24 protein-coding genes are annotated in these 15,064 nt (G+C 71.2%); 19 read left to right on the top strand and 5 right to left on the bottom strand.

The features are described 5' to 3' along the window. The first annotated feature begins 1 nt into the window (after position 1). The 19 genes from C3K08_RS18275 to C3K08_RS08115 all read left to right on the top strand — a co-directional run bounded on the left by C3K08_RS18275 (position 2) and on the right by C3K08_RS08115 (position 12,418). Positions 2-175 (top strand): hypothetical protein, encoded by a 174-nt coding sequence (locus C3K08_RS18275; protein WP_199776899.1) that lies wholly within the window; start codon positions 2-4, stop codon positions 173-175. After that, the gene (locus C3K08_RS08195) at positions 166-2,094 is read left to right on the top strand and encodes a hypothetical protein (protein ID WP_104990855.1); all 1,929 of its coding nucleotides are present in this window, start codon (positions 166-168) and stop codon (positions 2,092-2,094) included. Before C3K08_RS18275 ends, C3K08_RS08195 begins: the two co-directional genes overlap by 10 nt. After that, positions 2,091-3,032 (top strand): hypothetical protein, encoded by a 942-nt coding sequence (locus C3K08_RS08190; RefSeq protein WP_104990854.1) that lies wholly within the window; start codon positions 2,091-2,093, stop codon positions 3,030-3,032. Before C3K08_RS08195 ends, C3K08_RS08190 begins: the two co-directional genes overlap by 4 nt. A gap of 26 nt (positions 3,033-3,058) precedes the next feature. Further along, on the top strand, positions 3,059-3,247 hold the full coding sequence (locus C3K08_RS08185; protein WP_104990853.1) for a hypothetical protein: 189 nt from the start codon (positions 3,059-3,061) through the stop codon (positions 3,245-3,247). 60 nt (positions 3,248-3,307) lie between these two features. Beyond that, entirely contained in the window at positions 3,308-3,697 is a 390-nt protein-coding gene (locus C3K08_RS08180; RefSeq protein ID WP_104990852.1) for a hypothetical protein, read from the top strand. A 670-nt stretch (positions 3,698-4,367) separates the two neighbouring features. After that, complete coding sequence (locus C3K08_RS18455; RefSeq protein WP_234009016.1) at positions 4,368-4,607, top strand: hypothetical protein; 240 nt, start codon at positions 4,368-4,370, stop codon at positions 4,605-4,607. Continuing rightward, complete coding sequence (locus C3K08_RS08170) at positions 4,608-5,516, top strand: hypothetical protein (RefSeq protein WP_104990851.1); 909 nt, start codon at positions 4,608-4,610, stop codon at positions 5,514-5,516. It abuts the gene before it with no gap. Positions 5,517-5,519: 3 nt separating this feature from the next. Beyond that, a complete protein-coding gene (locus tag C3K08_RS17905) occupies positions 5,520-5,687 on the top strand; it encodes a hypothetical protein (protein ID WP_158679884.1) in 168 nt (55 codons plus the stop codon). Positions 5,688-5,792: 105 nt separating this feature from the next. Continuing rightward, a complete protein-coding gene (locus C3K08_RS08165; protein WP_104990850.1) occupies positions 5,793-6,110 on the top strand; it encodes a hypothetical protein in 318 nt (105 codons plus the stop codon). 65 nt (positions 6,111-6,175) lie between these two features. Beyond that, positions 6,176-6,553, top strand: a complete 378-nt coding sequence (locus tag C3K08_RS08160) for a hypothetical protein (RefSeq protein ID WP_104990849.1) — start codon at positions 6,176-6,178, stop codon at positions 6,551-6,553. Positions 6,554-6,565: 12 nt separating this feature from the next. After that, positions 6,566-7,012, top strand: coding sequence for a hypothetical protein (locus tag C3K08_RS08155; RefSeq protein ID WP_104990848.1), 447 nt, complete (start codon positions 6,566-6,568; stop codon positions 7,010-7,012). Beyond that, a complete protein-coding gene (locus C3K08_RS08150) occupies positions 6,975-7,454 on the top strand; it encodes a hypothetical protein (protein WP_158679883.1) in 480 nt (159 codons plus the stop codon). Before C3K08_RS08155 ends, C3K08_RS08150 begins: the two co-directional genes overlap by 38 nt. Further along, positions 7,451-8,584: a glycoside hydrolase family 108 protein gene (locus tag C3K08_RS08145; protein ID WP_104990846.1), complete on the top strand. Its 1,134-nt coding sequence runs from the start codon at positions 7,451-7,453 to the stop codon at positions 8,582-8,584. The genes C3K08_RS08150 and C3K08_RS08145 overlap by 4 nt, the downstream gene beginning before the upstream one ends. A gap of 116 nt (positions 8,585-8,700) precedes the next feature. Next, complete coding sequence (locus C3K08_RS08140) at positions 8,701-9,084, top strand: hypothetical protein (protein WP_104990845.1); 384 nt, start codon at positions 8,701-8,703, stop codon at positions 9,082-9,084. Positions 9,085-9,259: 175 nt separating this feature from the next. After that, positions 9,260-9,463: a hypothetical protein gene (locus C3K08_RS08135; protein ID WP_104990844.1), complete on the top strand. Its 204-nt coding sequence runs from the start codon at positions 9,260-9,262 to the stop codon at positions 9,461-9,463. Between the two features lie 93 nt (positions 9,464-9,556). Next, the gene (locus tag C3K08_RS08130; RefSeq protein WP_104990843.1) at positions 9,557-10,030 is read left to right on the top strand and encodes a helix-turn-helix transcriptional regulator; all 474 of its coding nucleotides are present in this window, start codon (positions 9,557-9,559) and stop codon (positions 10,028-10,030) included. Then, the gene (gene cas5e / locus C3K08_RS08125; RefSeq protein ID WP_158679882.1) at positions 10,023-11,120 is read left to right on the top strand and encodes a type I-E CRISPR-associated protein Cas5/CasD; all 1,098 of its coding nucleotides are present in this window, start codon (positions 10,023-10,025) and stop codon (positions 11,118-11,120) included. The genes C3K08_RS08130 and cas5e overlap by 8 nt, the downstream gene beginning before the upstream one ends. 195 nt (positions 11,121-11,315) lie before the next feature. Continuing rightward, positions 11,316-11,633 (top strand): hypothetical protein, encoded by a 318-nt coding sequence (locus C3K08_RS08120; protein ID WP_104990841.1) that lies wholly within the window; start codon positions 11,316-11,318, stop codon positions 11,631-11,633. Positions 11,634-11,698: 65 nt separating this feature from the next. Further along, positions 11,699-12,418 (top strand): hypothetical protein, encoded by a 720-nt coding sequence (locus C3K08_RS08115; protein ID WP_104990840.1) that lies wholly within the window; start codon positions 11,699-11,701, stop codon positions 12,416-12,418. A 54-nt stretch (positions 12,419-12,472) separates the two neighbouring features. On the opposite strand, the gene C3K08_RS08110 is transcribed toward C3K08_RS08115, so the two are convergent. Genes C3K08_RS08110 through C3K08_RS08090 form a run of 5 tightly spaced genes read right to left on the bottom strand, consistent with a single transcriptional unit; the run spans position 12,473 to position 15,000 of the window. Further along, complete coding sequence (locus tag C3K08_RS08110; RefSeq protein ID WP_104990839.1) at positions 12,473-13,369, bottom strand: DUF3560 domain-containing protein; 897 nt, start codon at positions 13,367-13,369, stop codon at positions 12,473-12,475. Beyond that, a complete protein-coding gene (locus C3K08_RS08105) occupies positions 13,366-13,734 on the bottom strand; it encodes a hypothetical protein (protein ID WP_104990838.1) in 369 nt (122 codons plus the stop codon). The genes C3K08_RS08110 and C3K08_RS08105 overlap by 4 nt, the downstream gene beginning before the upstream one ends. Continuing rightward, positions 13,734-14,210 (bottom strand): hypothetical protein, encoded by a 477-nt coding sequence (locus C3K08_RS08100; RefSeq protein WP_104990837.1) that lies wholly within the window; start codon positions 14,208-14,210, stop codon positions 13,734-13,736. Before C3K08_RS08100 ends, C3K08_RS08105 begins: the two co-directional genes overlap by 1 nt. After that, on the bottom strand, positions 14,207-14,542 hold the full coding sequence (locus tag C3K08_RS08095) for a hypothetical protein (protein WP_104990836.1): 336 nt from the start codon (positions 14,540-14,542) through the stop codon (positions 14,207-14,209). The genes C3K08_RS08100 and C3K08_RS08095 overlap by 4 nt, the downstream gene beginning before the upstream one ends. Further along, positions 14,539-15,000, bottom strand: a complete 462-nt coding sequence (locus C3K08_RS08090) for a hypothetical protein (protein ID WP_104990835.1) — start codon at positions 14,998-15,000, stop codon at positions 14,539-14,541. Before C3K08_RS08090 ends, C3K08_RS08095 begins: the two co-directional genes overlap by 4 nt. Positions 15,001-15,064: the final 64 nt, after the last annotated feature.

Raw genomic sequence — 15,064 nt, 5'->3', positions numbered from 1 at the left:
GATGGCAAATGAGCAAGTGGGCCGGGTGCTGCGCGTGCTGCCCGGCCAGCGGGTCGTCGTGCGCGTGGGTGGCCAGGACGTGACGGCGCGGTGCCCCGGCATCACGCCGCGTCCCCGCGCTGAGGCCCTCGTCGTCAACCCTGGGCAGGGCTGGTGGGTGGTGTCGTGGGGCTGAGCCCCGGCCCCGCCTCGACCGTGCTGCGCTTCCTGCGCGGCGGCTGCGACGGCTGCCTATGTGGGCGGCTGTGCGAGCCCTGCCGGGACGCGGGGGACAGCGGGTACAGCGAGGGGACGGTGCTGCGCGTGACGCCCGAGCGGGTGGTGCTGACCGACGGGAGGGTGTTCCGCAGGCCTCCGGGCGGGGCTCCCCGGCCAGGGCAGGCGGTGGTGATCGACCCCCGGCCGGGGATCGTGTGGCACGGGCAGGCGCATGTGCCAAAGGCGCAGCGACCGGCTGAGGACCCGCCCTTCATCCCTCAGCCGGTTACCCGATCCCTCTCGGTGGCCCTCCCGCAGTACCTGCCCTCAGCGGGTCTCTCGACGCGGTTTGATTCACCTGAAACCTTGGAGTGGACGGACGGGTGGCACACCCACTCCACCCGCGTCACCCTCGCGGCCCTCCCCACGCAGCTCCTGGGCGACCTGCACCCGCTGGCCGTCATGCGAACCCCGAGCGGCGGCGCCCTGGTGGTTGCCGCGCCGTATCCCAGCACCGGGGGACGCATCGTGCGCGGTAGTGCGGTGCGGGACGGTCTGACCCTCTTCCGGGTCCCGCCCCCCACGGAGGACGGCGATCCGCCGGAGCCGACGATCACGACCCTGCCGCCTCCCGTGCAGGAGGGCAGCGACCCCCCAGGGACGCCCCGCAACGGCAGCGCGTTTTTGTATCTCGTGGCAGGTGCGTCTGGAGCCGGTGCCCTGCGCGTCGTGTATGCCACCGTCAGCCACGAGGGCGAGGACGTGGCTGCCCAATCTGACATCTTTTTCGTGCTGGTCAACATCCTCCACGACGGCAACTACACGGTGCAGGTGACGCCGTGGCAGCCGCTCGGGGACTTCGCCCGCTTCCGCCGCGCCGAGGTCAACCTCCGCAGTGCCTCTACCCCAGACGGCGTGGTCTATATCCACGCGGCCGGGCGGTGGTGGCGGGCCGATGGCGCGGGCATCATCGAGGTTCCCGCCGCTCCCCAGGACACCCTGCAGCCCGTGGAGTACAACCCGGACGCGGGGAAGTCTGAGGCTGTCGTGCTCGCGCAGCAGCTCACCTCCCCACCGGGTCAGCCCGACTCCTGGCATCGCTACCCGGCCGCGCTTTACCGGGGCGTGAGCTGGGTGGATCGGCCGGACCTTCAGGCGACGGTGGTGGCACGCGAGCGGCTCTCCGGGGGGCTCACCCTCGTGCGGCTGAGCGGCCTGCCTCCTGGCCTCCTGAGCGGGATGGGCAACGACCTGGGGGGTGGTGCGGTGCTCCCCCATGTGCCGGGCCTGCTATTCCGTGACCCCGACAGACTGGTCTATGAGGCGGCCACCTCTGACCGCGTGGTCACCTGGGAGGCGCAGGGGGGCATGGTGGGCGGCCTCGCCACCATCCACCGACCGGCAGGCTCCGATCCCGCCGATACCACCGGCTACCCGGACGTGCTCAGCAGACCGGACACGGTCTATGCCCCACCGCCCCTCACCGGGCGCGAGCTGTTCCCCGTCACGCTCAGCGCCGACTCTGGCAGTCTCACCGGGACCGCCGCCCGGCTGGTCGTGCCTGCCCTCGCTCCCCAACTCGCCACCCGAGTGACCTGGCGCGTGCCGGAGGGGGAGCACGCGCTGAACGTGACCTTCCCGCCCGCCGAGGCCCGTGCCTATGCCCTCAGCTTTGCGGTTCGGGCGGACTGGAAGGCGATCAACCGGGGCGACATGGTGCTGCGGGTCGCAGGTCGCAGCGTGTTCGGCCCCCACCGTGAACGCGGCTGGTGGCAGGACGCCCACGCGGTTCTTGGGGATGCCACTGGCGTCGCCATCACGCTGACGACCACGCGCCCCACCGTGCTGTACCTCGCGCAGCTCTCGCTGCTGACCACCGAACAGGAGTCTCCATGAAAACGGACCCCCGCCCCATCCCGCTCAGCGTGGTGGGGCCACTGACCTACACCCTGCCGGGCAGCCTCGACGGCCTGACCGTCACCTCCATCGAGGGCGGCACCGTGACCCGCGAGGGCGCGGCGCTGGCGACCGGCAGCACCCTGTACGGGGGCGACGTGCTGACCTTCACGCCAGCAGTCGAGGGCGGCACGACCACCCTCAACGGCGAGCAGCCCGATCAGGAGTTCTCCGGCGATTACGGGGACCTGGGGGGCAAGCCCAACCTCGCCGCGCTGGAGGGGCGGGTCGCGGCGCTGGAGCAGGAACCCAGCAGCGGGGACGGCCCGGTCACCGCCGTCCTGAGCGGTCGCCCCATGCACACGCCCTATGTGGCGTTCGACGACGCCGGGCAGGTGGCCTCGGTCTACCTCCTGCGGCTCACGATGGGGCAGACCGCGACCCACATCGCCCTGGCCGGGCTGCGGATACGCGGCACTCTCGTTGCGGGAGGGCAGTTCGGGATGAGCGTCGAGAACAACTTCGCGGCCCTGGACCCGGCCCCCACCGTGGCCCGCGCTGAGCAGGCGGACGGGTACATCAATCTGTACTTCGACCGGCCCTTCTCGCTGCGGGCGCGGGGGGTCCTGCAGGTGGCGTTCGGCCCCACCGCGAGCCTGCCGGTCGGTCCCCAGTCGTTCGCGGAGCAGTGGACCGCGCAGCTCTATGGCGCGAACGAGGCCCTGATCGCGGGGGTGCCGGAGGTCGAGGCCCTGTTCACGCCCGCGAACGCCGCCGGGCCACTGGACCCCTACGCGATGCGGGTGGTGCGGGCACGCTCCGATGACCTGGGGCCGGGGGGGTTCGAGATCGTGGACTCCGGCAGCGGCGCACCGTATCTGCGCTACATCCGGGCGGACGGCACGTCCTACAAGGTCAACCTCGTCGCGGGCAGCTAACCGGGCTTGTCCTCCAGAATGACCACATGCATGACTGGAAAAGGTTTGACCATCGCAGCGCGGAGCAGGAGCGGCACCTGGAGGAGTTCTGGAAGGTTCTCCAGAAGGAGGCGCGTCGCGCCGAGGAAACGGGCGAGGGCGAGGTCGCTGCCGCGCTGCAACGGTTGATGGAGGACTACCACAAACGATTCGCCCGCTTCTTACCCCGGTCCTGAGCCCCCGCCCTTTTCCCCGCCCCAGCCCGCACCGGCTGGGGCGCGTCCTTTGGAGGTGCCATGCGAACGACCATCATCGACCTGACCGGGGTGCGTGGCGACACGCTCGCCCGGTTCATTCCCCTGCTGGTGGACGGCCAGCCCATGACGGCCGAGGACGCTCAGGCGTTCGCTGCTCAGTTCACCGAGCGTCGGGTGCAGATTCGCTCCCGTGCCGACGACGCGGTGCCGCTGGCCCAGGCGGACCACACCAACGGCGCCGTGCGGGTCGAGACGGCCCCGGTCGTGGGCATCGCCTTCGAGGTGGCCGCCGCCGACATGCAGGACGTGGAGTCCGGCGTCTGGGACCTCGAACTCACCGACCCCCGGCCCGGCAACCCACTGGGTCCGCTGGTCTGGACGTTCGCGGCGGGCAAGATCAAGCTGCGGAAGGACGTGAGCCGTGATTGACCTGACGCGCATCACGGGTGGGGATGCACGGGGCGGGGGCGTGGCCGAGGCCGTGCAGGAAATCATCGGCGGGGTGGAGGCAGGTCCCGTGTCGCTGCCGCTGCCAGGGCCGCAAGGACCGCAAGGGGAGCCGGGAGAGCCGGGGCCAGTCGGTTCTCCCGGACCGCAGGGGCTTCCGGGCGAGCCGGGTCCCGTGGGGCCGAAGGGGGCAGATGGCGCCCCCGGTGCGGCGGGGCCTGCTGGCCCGGTCGGACCCCAAGGGGAGCGAGGCGAGGCCGGTCCCGCCGGGCCGCAGGGTGAGCCTGGACCCGCTGGTCCGGTTGGCCCTCCCGGTGCAGACGGTGCCCCTGGCCCCGCAGGTCCGGCGGGACCACAGGGTGAACACGGGGAGCCGGGGCCGCCAGGAGCAGCAGGCCCGCAGGGTGAGCGAGGCGACCCCGGCCCTGCTGGAGCCGCTGGACCTCCCGGCCCACAGGGGGAGCGGGGGCTGCCGGGGGAACCCGGTCCCCCTGGCCCGCAGGGCATCCCTGGTCCCCAGGGTGAGGTCGGTCCGGCTGGCCCCCCCGGTCCGGCCGGAGAGGGAGCGGCTCCTACTACGGTCACCGCCTCGGCCCCCGCCCCGGGCAACCTCGACCTCGCCAATCCTCACCCCGCCGGGCTGTTACGCCGGGTGAGCACCACCGCCCCCTGCACGCTGGCGATCTATGCCACGGCCGCTGACCGCACGGCGGATGCCACCCGGCTGGACACCACCCCCACCGCCGCCCCCACCAACAGTCAGCCGCTCGTGCAGCTCACCACCGTTCCCGGCCAACTTACGGTCGCGGTGGGCGAGGCCCTCAACGCGGCCACCCTGTACCTGAGGGTCAGCGCGGCCACCGACCTCTCACTCGTCATCGAGGAGGCTTGAATGCCTGTTGCGTTTTCCCCCGCCAATGGCCGGACCAGCACCATCCAGAACATGTTCACGCAGCTCCACGCCACCCTACTGGCCGCCGGGTGGACCCTGGTGTTTGCAGACGCGGACGCGATTGGGGCAGGCACCGCGGAGAATCCGGCGTGGAACAAAGCCCCGGCGGTCAACACCAACGCGGGCCGGGTCATCTATCAGATGCCCGCCGTGGCGGGGTTCCCGACCCGCTGGTGCGTGGAGTTGGCGGTGTCCTGGGGATCGAGCAACACCACCATGCAGAACGTGGCCATGCGGCTGGGGACGGAGGCCGGAGGCGACGGCACCCTGACCGGGGCGGGCACGACGCACCGGGCGAACGTCAACAACGCAGCGGGCAACGCGACCTCAACCGAGTGGTATGTCAACGCCTATGAGCACGGCCTGCTCCTCGCGCTGCACATTATCAACGGCGGTTTCCTGCTGGCCCTGGAGCGCCGACGCCGCCTGGACGGGACCGTGATCGACGACGCGACCGCCTATGGGTGCGTCGTCGGTGGCGGCAACATTGGCGCGGTCGGCACGCAGTCCGCCGTGCAGCAGGGCGTGGCGCAGACGCGCAGCGTGAGCGCTGGGGAATACAACGCGCAGTCGTGGGCCGTGTTCGCCACGGGGGGCGGCAGCGCAGTGTTCACGCTCAACCGCATGGACGGCGCGACCGGCATCCCGCAGGGGCCATTCAACGTGAGTGGGGGGACGGCGGGCCTGCCACGCCTGTTCGTGTTCCTACCGCCGAACGACTGTACGGCGGGTGTGGACAGCACGCTGTATGCGGACGGCGCGAACCGGGCCTACCACGTGGCGGTCAGTACCTCGGTGCTGCACGCCTCGTCGAGCGCGATGGGCCGCGTGGCCTACGCCAAGGAGTGAGCCATGCCTGCGCCCACACAGCACTACCTGACGAACGTGGCGTCGGAACTGGCCGGAGGAACGGACGTGCGACAGAAGGTGAAGGTCAATCCCTTCCAGGCCGCGACCAATGGGCAGGCTGCACCCCCTCCCGCCCCCCTGCGCGAGTCCGGCAAACAGTGGCCCCGCTGACCACTCCCCTGCGACACACCTGAGTGATTCCACCTCCGCCCCGCCCAGGCCCCGGCCCTGAGGCGGGGCGTCGCTTTTGCCTGCCGGAGTACCCGGAGGTACGCCATGCGTAAGTTGCTCACCCTGTCCGCCCTCACCCTCGCCCTCGCCGCCTGCTCCACGCACACGCCCCAGTCGCCCGCCGTCACGCCCACCCTCCCCGCCTGTCAGCTCGTGCGCCTCCAGCGCCTCCCCACCAGCGTGCTGATCGTCCCCGTGGTCGAGAGCACCCGGCCCACCATCCGCGCCCGCTACGGCAACGGCTACGCGTCCGGGATGGGTGGCGAGCGCGGTGTCGCTATCCCCGCCCAGGGCTACAACCACGGGGACCCGGATGCGGTGATCGAGGAGTACGGCCCCTCCGGGTTCACCGCCTGCCAGTAGCCCTCTCCTGCCTGCACCCGGTCCCGGCCCGAGTGCAGGTCTCCGCCGCCGGGAGAGAGATGGTGATGCCTCTGCGTACCCACGTCCGGGCCGCCTTGCTGATCGGGGCGGCCCTCTCGCTGACCGGCGGGGTCGCACTCATCGTGCAGGCCCGCGAGGCCCCCCGCCCCTATTGCCGCGTCACCGCCATCGCCCTCCCCACCACGACCCCCGGCCAGTACCGGGTGCGTTGGGAGACCCGCCCTGACTGCCCCGAGGGCGGCCACGCCTACGTGCGGCTGGAGTCCGGGCGCGTCTACCCCTGGCGCGAGGTCGTCAAGGGGGTGCCCACGCTCTCCAGGCCGGTGCCCTGGTACTGGAAGTCGCGATGGCGCTCGCAGAGCGGCAAAGCGACCTACCCGCTGAACGTCCCCGGAATGCTCTCCCCCTGGGAGTCCCCATGAACAGGAGGCCCGATGCCCACACCGCCCGCGCCTGCGCCCACCAGCCTGCTGCATGGCGTGGACTGGCCGACCGTGCTCTACGCGCTGGGGATGGCCACCCTGATGTCCGTCCTCACCATTCTGCGAGCCCGCAACCAGCAGCGGGCACTCGGCCAACCGCTCCCCGGCTGGGCCGACCTGATTCCCGACACCCTGATCGGCGGCCTGGTGGGCGCGATGGCCGCCGCCTTCGTCCCCGAGCTGTGGGCACCCCTGAAAACGTTCGGGGGCATGACCCTCTGCGCGGGGGTGGGCGGGACCCTGGGGCCGAAACTCACCGACTGGATCGGCAGCAACGGGCTGGACACCGCGCTCGATTACGTGGCGAGCGGGGCCGACCGACTCAGCAAGGCCGTCTCGAAGCGGCGGAAGGGAGGGGGAGATGATGGAAGTGGAGACCAAGCGCCGCCCGCAGGGTGAGCGCATCCGCCGGGCCGTGGCCGCACAGGCCGCCCCCACCCACGCGCCGCTGCGGCCCTGGCACATCGTGCTGTTCCTGGTGACGCTGGCCCTCGGCTGGCTGGCGATCCGGGCACCGGGCCTGCTGGCCGACGTGGCGGCCTACCCGCTCGCGGACTGGCAGTGGTTCGGGCGGGTGCGCTGGGCGGTGATCATCCTGGCGACCTACGCCCTGGTGTTCGTGCGGGCCTACCACCCGGTCGTGGGGCTGGGCATGGCCGCCACCGTGTTCGGGTTGCTGCTGCGCATCGGCCTGGGGCAGATCACCGAGGAGCCGCTGACGGTGGGGTACGCCCTGCTGCTGCTGGCCCTGGTCACCCTGCCGGTGCGGGTGATCACCCGCCCCAACGACGCCGAACTCATCCGCCAGTTGCGCGAGCGGCTCGGCGAAGGAGACGCATGAACCGCATTCAGCACACCATCGGGCTGGTGGTCAGCGGCGCCCTGACCATCGAGACCCGCCCCAGGTATTGCCTGCGGGCCGCCCGGCAGGTGGTCGAGCACGCCAACGGCTGGGAGGAGCGCCGCTTCTTCCGCGAGCTGGACTGGGGGAAGTACCGGACCGCTGAGAACATCGAGCAGGCCCCCGACACCCCCTGGGCACGCAGCATCGAGCATGCCTTTATCGAGCGTGGGTGGACGGTGCCGGTCGAGCAGGCCCGTGCCGGGGACCTGGTGTTCAGCCGGGTCCCGGAGGATCAGGGCCACGTCGGTCCCATCGGCCTCGGTCCGGACGGGCGGCTGTGGGTGCTGGAGAACGCCGAGGTCCGGCGCGGCCAGCACCTGCGGGGCGCCCTGAACTGGGTGCCGCTCGACGAGTGGCCGGGCATCACCACGGTGGGCCGCCTGCCCGACGCGTGGGTCTTCCAATCCGCCTTCGAGCGGGCGCACGGGTTCACGGCCGAGTTCGAGGGCGGGTACGTGAACCACCCGGCCGATCCGGGCGGGGAGACGAACCTGGGGGTGACCCGGCGGGTGTGGGAGCGCTGGTGCAAGAGCCAGGGGCACAAGGTCAAGGCGGTGCGCTCGCTGACCCTCGCGGACGTGCTCCCGCTGTACGAGGCCTGGTACTGGCAGCCGCTGGCGGCCACGCTGCCCTGGCCGCTGAGTGCGGCGGTCTATGACCTGTACGTCAATCACGGCCCCGGCAACGCCAAACGGATGCTGGCCCAGGCGCAGCAGGCCCGCCCGAACGCCTCGCCCCTGGTGCAGGCGCTGGCGCTGACCGACGTGCGCGAGCGGTTCTACCGGAGCATCGTCGCCGCCCGGCCCAGCCAGCAGGTGTTTATGAAGGGCTGGCTGCGGCGGGTGCACGCCCAGCGCGAGTGGCTGAAGGCCAACGCGGAAGGAGAAGAGATGCCCAGCAAGGTTTTCATTCGGGACACCAACGGCAAGAACGTCGAGTGGGACGGGAAGCCGACCGTGTACGGCGGGGTGACCCTCAAGCGGTACCCGGACGGGGCGGTGCAACTGGAGCGGGTCGCCCCGCCCGCGCCGGACCCCAAGGACATCCCCGCCACGCCCCTGAAGTGAGGCCCGCCGCGAATCCTCGCTAGTGACTATCCGATCCTCACTAGCGAGGATTCGCTCCCAATCCACCCTCTCCCGGCCCCTGCCCAGCGCGGGGGCCGCGCCCATTGAGGTTCCTCATGAAAAACGCTGCTCTGCTGTCCGCTCTGCTCTCCCTCAACGCTGCCACCCGCTCCGGCGAGGCCGCCACCGCCGATCAGCTCACCCCCTGGCTGGACACCCACGTCCCCACCCTGCGTTCCCGCGTCGAGGCCCTGCGCGACGGCGCGACCTGGCAGGAGGTCGGGGCGCTCGTCGAGGCCGGGGTGCAGGCCGGGATGGCGCTCAAGCCCATCGTGACCGGCACCGCCCGTGGGCTGCTGGTGACGCAGGTGCTCAGCTACCTGATCCGCGAACTGGTGCCCCGCGTGCCGCAGACCATGTGGCTGCACGGCATCAACGACAGCGGGATGCTCGCCGCATTCGTGCAGGCCGGGTTCAAGCGGCTGTTCCCCGGCCAGTAAGCTCCCCTGACCCCTGCCCCCTCCCCCCTGGCCTCGGCTGGGGCGGAGGGGGCTTTTTTTGTACCTCATGCCCTCGCTTGATACGTTAGGCTCTATGCCTTACTATGTCTTCCAAGAGGGGAACGCAGCGGACAGCCGGAGACACCGGACCGACCCCCTCCCAGAGAGGAACACCATGCAGAACATTAACGTCCAGGCCAGCATCATCGAAGCCACCGCTCAGGGCGACGAAGCCGACACCGAGCGCCTGACCGAGCTGGTCATCGAGGAGCTGGAGGCCCGCTACCCCGACGCCCGCATCACGGTCGAGGAAGCCGACAGCACCCTGAGCGACGACGAGTTCGCCCCGATCATGGCCGCCGCGCTGGCCAAGTTCTAAGCCCCACGGCAAAGGCCCCGCCAACGCAGAGGCGGGGCCTTCCACGACCCGAGAGCCGCACCTTCTCCGAGAGAGTCAGAGAGAGGACCCCTAATGTACCGTGACCTGCCTGAACTGCTGGAACATCACCTCGACGAGCGTGGCCTCTCCCAGGCCGATTTCGCCCGCATGGTGGGCGTCAACCGCGCCACCGTCAACGGCGTCCTCCAGGGCAAAGAGGGCCTGTCCCTCAAGGACTGGGGCCGCTGGTTCGGTGCCCTGCACCTCAAGATCATGTTCGGTGCCGAACCCATCGGCGCCAGCATGGGCTTTTTCATCAACGGCGAGGACGTGTGGGCCTGGCTGCTCAAGCGCCTGGCCCGCAGCCGCCGTGCCGCTCCCCTGCGCACGTCCGGTGAGTTCCAGGAGGTGCTGCATCACGCCGGGGTATCCGGCTGGTACGCCGACCTCCTGCCGCAGCACCTCGCCCCCGTCATGGAGAGCGGCTGGCTGTGGCGTGAGGGGAGCGACACCCCCTATGCCCTGGCCGCGCGGATTCAGGAGGCGATGGAGGCGGACCGTGCCTAGCACCCTGCTGATCCGCCTCGAAGGCCCCCTCCAGTCCTGGGGCAACCGCCTGGGCGGCGCCCAGCCCCGCGACACCCAGCCGCTGCCCTCCGCGATGGGCCTGCACCCCACCCAGATGGTGCCCACCAAAAGCGGGGTCCTGGGCCTCGCGGCGGCGGCCCTTGGCATTGACCGCGCCGAGAGCGTCGAGCACCTGCGCCGCCTGACTTACGGGGTGCGGGTGGACCGCGCCGGGGTGGTCCAGACCGAGTTCCAGACCCGCCCCCACGAGAACCCCGCCTACGACCGCCGGGTGGACGCCCGCGCCGTGCTCGCGGACGCCAGCTTCCTGGTGGGGCTGGAGGGCGACCCCGAGCTGCTGCGCGACCTGTTCCGTGCCCTGCGCAACCCGCACTGGCCGCTCGCGCTGGGGCGCCGCGCTTACCTCCCCAGCCTGCCGCTGTGCCTGCCGGGTGCCCCGGTGCCGCACGCTCTGGCGACCGCGCTGAGCCTGCACCCCTGGCGCGAGCGGGTGGACGATCAGCCCCGCTACGCGGTCGAGCGCTCGGCCGCCCCCAGCGACGCCGCCCCCCTGGTGGATTACCCCGGCTGGGATGAGCCGGTCCGGCCCTTCCTGTACCGCCAGTACCGCCCCGTCGAGGCCGTGACCTACACCGGGCTGTGGGGGCAGGTCTACGGGTGGACCGAGCAGGAGGCCGTGGACCCCACGCCCCCGGCAGCGCCCACCGGGCGGCCGTCTCCGGCGGTGGACCGGCAGGCGGTGCGGCGGGTACAGGACGACGCGAAAACGAACTGGAGCGAGGAGGAGGCCCGGCGGGAGGGACTGCCGCTGTATTACTCGGCGGAGTGGTTTGCCAGGGAGTTCGGGCGGCTGGGGAGTCTGGCCGCGATGGAGCGCGAGCACGGGTACAGCAACCAGGCGCTGAGCAACTGGGGACGGCGGCACGGGCTGGCCCTCAAGCCCCGGCTGAGTGACGGGCAGGTCACCCGGATCCGCGAGCTGCGGGCACAGGGGCTCAGCCTGGAGGCGGTGGCGCAGGAGGTCGGCGTCGGGAAGGCCACGGTGCTGCGGGTTACCGCCAGCGGTTAAGCTGAGCGCCGTTCCCCACATCGGTGGGGATGCCCCCGCGTTCGCCATCCGGCAAGAGACCGGCCCCCACCTCGGGGGCCTTTTCCATTCCGCCTCGCTTGACTTGTTAGGCTCTATGCCTTACACTTTATTTCAAGAGGGGAACGCAGCAGGCTTCGGAGACACCGACCTGACCCCTCCAGAGAGAGAACCCAGATGACCGAACCCACCATCACCCGCAGCAGCTACACCGTTCAGCAGGTCCAGACCGTCTCCGGCCCAGTCACGGCCGAGGGCGGCGTCCCCGCACACCTGGTCACCGTCGAGCTGGGCCGCGACCTCACCGCCACCTTCACGGTGCCCATGCGCGAGGCCCTGGGCGCCGCCCGACACTCCCTCGTCACGCCGGTGACCCTTCGGCACAGCCGCTACCCGGCCGACGTGGTCGTGCAGGTCGAGTCGGGGGAGGAGGCGCGGGTGGTGGAGGTGGTGCTTCCGCTGATGCGAGCGATGCTCACGATGGAGCTTCAGTAACCGCAGGGGGCCGCAAGGCCCCTTTCTTCGGCCCCACCATCCCACTCACCCCCAGGAGAACCGCCATGAAGAAGACCCCCATGACCGCCCAAGCCAAAGACCTTCTCATCGCCCAGGCCGCCGAGCACGGCATCACGGTCGAGCGCACCAGCAAGGACTTTTTCCTGCTGACGAGCGGCGAGCGCCAGCGCGTGACGCCCGGCCAGATCAAGGGCTTCATCGCCCAGGCCGAGGAACTCGCCCGCCTCGAAGCCGAGGAACGCGCCGAAGCCCTGGCGCTCGCCGACGAGCTGCGCGGCCAGTCGGTCGAGGAAGAAGCGGTCGTCGAGGAAGCCGAGGCCGAGTCGGTCACCGTGGAGGCCCCGCAGGCAGAGCCCGCTCCCGCCGCACCTGTCCAGGCCGCGAAGCCCAGCAAGATCGTGGTGCAGTGGGGTCCCCCCTGCGGCGGCGACCTGAGCGCCGTGGCGGCGGCCACCAGCCCCGAGGGCGACAACCCCATCGTGCACCTGTCGTGGACCCCGGCCACCACCTACCGCAACAAGCAGGAAGCGGCCGAGGCCGGGAAGCGCCTGGGCGGGGGCTGGCTCGCCTCGCTCGCCCAGGACGCCGACGGGAAGCAATTCTGGATCGTGGTGCGGGTGGGGCGCGACCCCGGTCAGCTCGTGCTCGACGGCGAGGCCGTGCGGCTGGAACTGCTCACCGGCCAGGAGGCCGAGGCCTACCGCGGGAAGGTCAGCGGCGCCCGGTTCAAGAGCAAGGCGCAGTGGATCGCGCAGGCCGTCTGAACGGCACAGTAGAAGGCCCCGAGTCCACGGACTCGGGGCCTTTCTCTTGGGGTGTCAACCGCTGGTGGACGTCTCCTCCGGGGGCACAGGCCGCAGGTCGTGCGGCGGCACCGCCCACTCCCACCCCTTCGTCGGGCCCGTGAGCTGCCGGACCTTGACGTTCTTCGGCCCCACGCGCACCACCTCGCACCGGCCGTAGCGCTGGGTGTCCACCACGTCTCCCTTCTTGTAGGCGGCGAGCGGCACGAACGGCTCCGGGTTCAGGCTGGCCAGCCGCGCCCGCTCGAACTCCAGCCGCAGGTCCAGGTGCCCAGCCCAGCGCCGCCAATGGACTGCACTCCGGTCCCGCGCGGCCTGTCGTTCCGGCGTGGGTGGACGCGCCTCCAGATCCGCGAGGGACCGCTGGACCATGCGCCGCTCCGCTTCCAGCTTCTCGATCCGGCGCCGGACCACGCCAGGGTCACTCTTCTGCCTGGCCCGGCGCTCCGCGCCCGCCGCTCTGCCGCGCCAGTACTCCGCCTTGCGGCCCTCTTCGACCGCCTTCCGCATGTTCTGGTCACTGCGTTCGATGGCCCGGCGGTGCCGCCCCTCGGAGTGGTGCCCGAGCTTGATCGGCTCGCCCATCGGCGGCAGGCCCTGCATGGCGGCTCGCACCCGTTCATCAGACCGACCCTCGGCAGCGGCGGCGCGGCCCGCGAAGCGGGTGATTCTGGCATCCGGGTCGTCGGGGTCGGCCTCGTGCCCGATCTCTTCCACGAACTCCAGCAGGAAGTCCTCGCGCTGGGTCGTCCACCTCGCCACCCACGCCTCCGAGCTGCGCCACCACTTGAATCCAGCCGCGCGGGTCCGGGCGTACTCGTCGGCGTCCAGGCGGGCGCCAGGGCTCCAGCGCAGGGTGTCGTCGTCGAGGTGGTAGGTCGCGGTGCCCAGCGTCTCGCGCTCGCCGGTCACGATTCCTCCGTCCAGGCCCGCATGACCAGGCCCTCAGCCTCGTCGATCTCCACGTGCACGCGGTGGCCCATGATCCGCCCGAGGTGGACGGCCTCACGGATAGCGGGCACGGCGGCGAGCAGGGCGTGCAGGTCCAGCACCTCACTCCCGGCCTCGACAATCAGCGCGAACGGCTCACGCCAGTCCTCGGGGATGGTGAGCTCGACGTCGGTGAGGGTGCGACGTCCAGCGTCGGAGGCAGGCAGGTCAGCCCACCGCACGACGGCCAGCCCGGCTGCCTCCAGCTTCTCCAGGGTGCGCTCGGCACCCCGGCCCAGGGCGGCAAGGGCTTCCGCCCGCGCGGCCTCCAGATCGGGGCGCCGCATCAGGCCACCGCCTCGACGATCAGGGTGTCCTGATACCCGAAGGTGCCGACGCCCTGGCGGGTGACGAAGACCTCCCAGTGGACGTTGCTCACCTGCACCGCCGTCTCGGCCTCGACGCCCAGAAGGGGCGCGGCCTTCACGGCGGCGGAGGCGGGGCTGGGCGCGTGCAGGCGAACCGAGGCATCGCCCCGGCTCACGCGGTACTCCCGGCGTAGTTCCTGGGCGAGGTCGTTCAGCTCGTCGCGGTCCAGGTGCACGGCCATATACGCGCAGCATCCGGCGAGCAGGGCGCGGTGGACTTCGAGCACCTCGCCGCTGCCAGCCAGGAGGGCCTGCATGTCGCGAACCTCCCCCAGACGGCGCTGGAGGGTGCCGGGTAGGGGAGAGGCCTCGTCCCCCTCCCGGCGCAGGATGGCGGCGAGGGCGGCCGCCGCCGCGTGCCGCTGGGAGCGGCCCAGCCGGAAGGAGGGGATCACAGGGCCACCTCCCGCGTGACTTCCAGCAGGCGGAGCTGATAGCGCAGGGTGTTGAGCATCGCCTGGGCCACGTCGAGGTCGCGCCGGGCGTCCCGCAGGTCATCCTGCGCCGCCTTGAGGGCGCTGTACTCCTCGGAGAGCGAGAGGCGGAGGTTGGCCTTACGCTCGGCCTCGTTCCGGCCCTCCACGCCGTCCACGATGGCGTGCGCCTCGGCGAACTCCAGCTTGAAGCGGACGTCGGCTTCTATCTGGGCGCTGCGGGTGTACTCGCAGGTGGCCCGCACCAGTTCGGCGGTGGCAGCCTCCAGCACCTCTGGGGTAAGGCGGGTCATGCGGCCACGCTCCCGGTGGTCAGCCCGAGCTGGCCGTAGGCGTAGCTGCGGACGACCCCGGCTTCCTGCGCGGTCAGAGTGGCGAGGCTGGCGACGGGGCGCTCCAGGGCCTCCCCGGCCACGCTGTAGTGGTTCCGGTAGCCCAGGCGGCCCAGTTCGCGGTGAAGCTCACAGCCCTGAGCCTTGCCGATGGTGGGGATGAAGCGCTCGTCGCTCAGAAGAGTGGCGCGGCCGTCGCGCTTGGCCCAGGTCAGGAGTTGGACCGCTTCTTCGGTGGGGACTTCAGCGCCATCCACCGTGGCGACGATGGGAAGAGCGTGGCCCTGCTCGTCGCGGCCCCCGCTGAGGGTGACGGTGCGGGTGGCGATAAAGACGCGGGCGCTGGAGCCGTCGCCGTAGTCGGCGTAGAGGTCGAGCTTCCAGGTGCGGGTGACGCTGATGGGGCTGGTATCCTGCATGGCAATTCTCCTGCTAGGGGGGATTTCAGGAAGGGGCTCTCACTTTCCTAGGGCGGGTGCCCCT

The sequence above is a fragment of the Deinococcus sp. NW-56 genome, assembly GCF_002953415.1.
GTDB lineage: Bacteria > Deinococcota > Deinococci > Deinococcales > Deinococcaceae > Deinococcus.
Note: the sequence above shows the minus strand (reverse complement) of the source record. Positions and strands in the feature narration are given on the sequence as shown.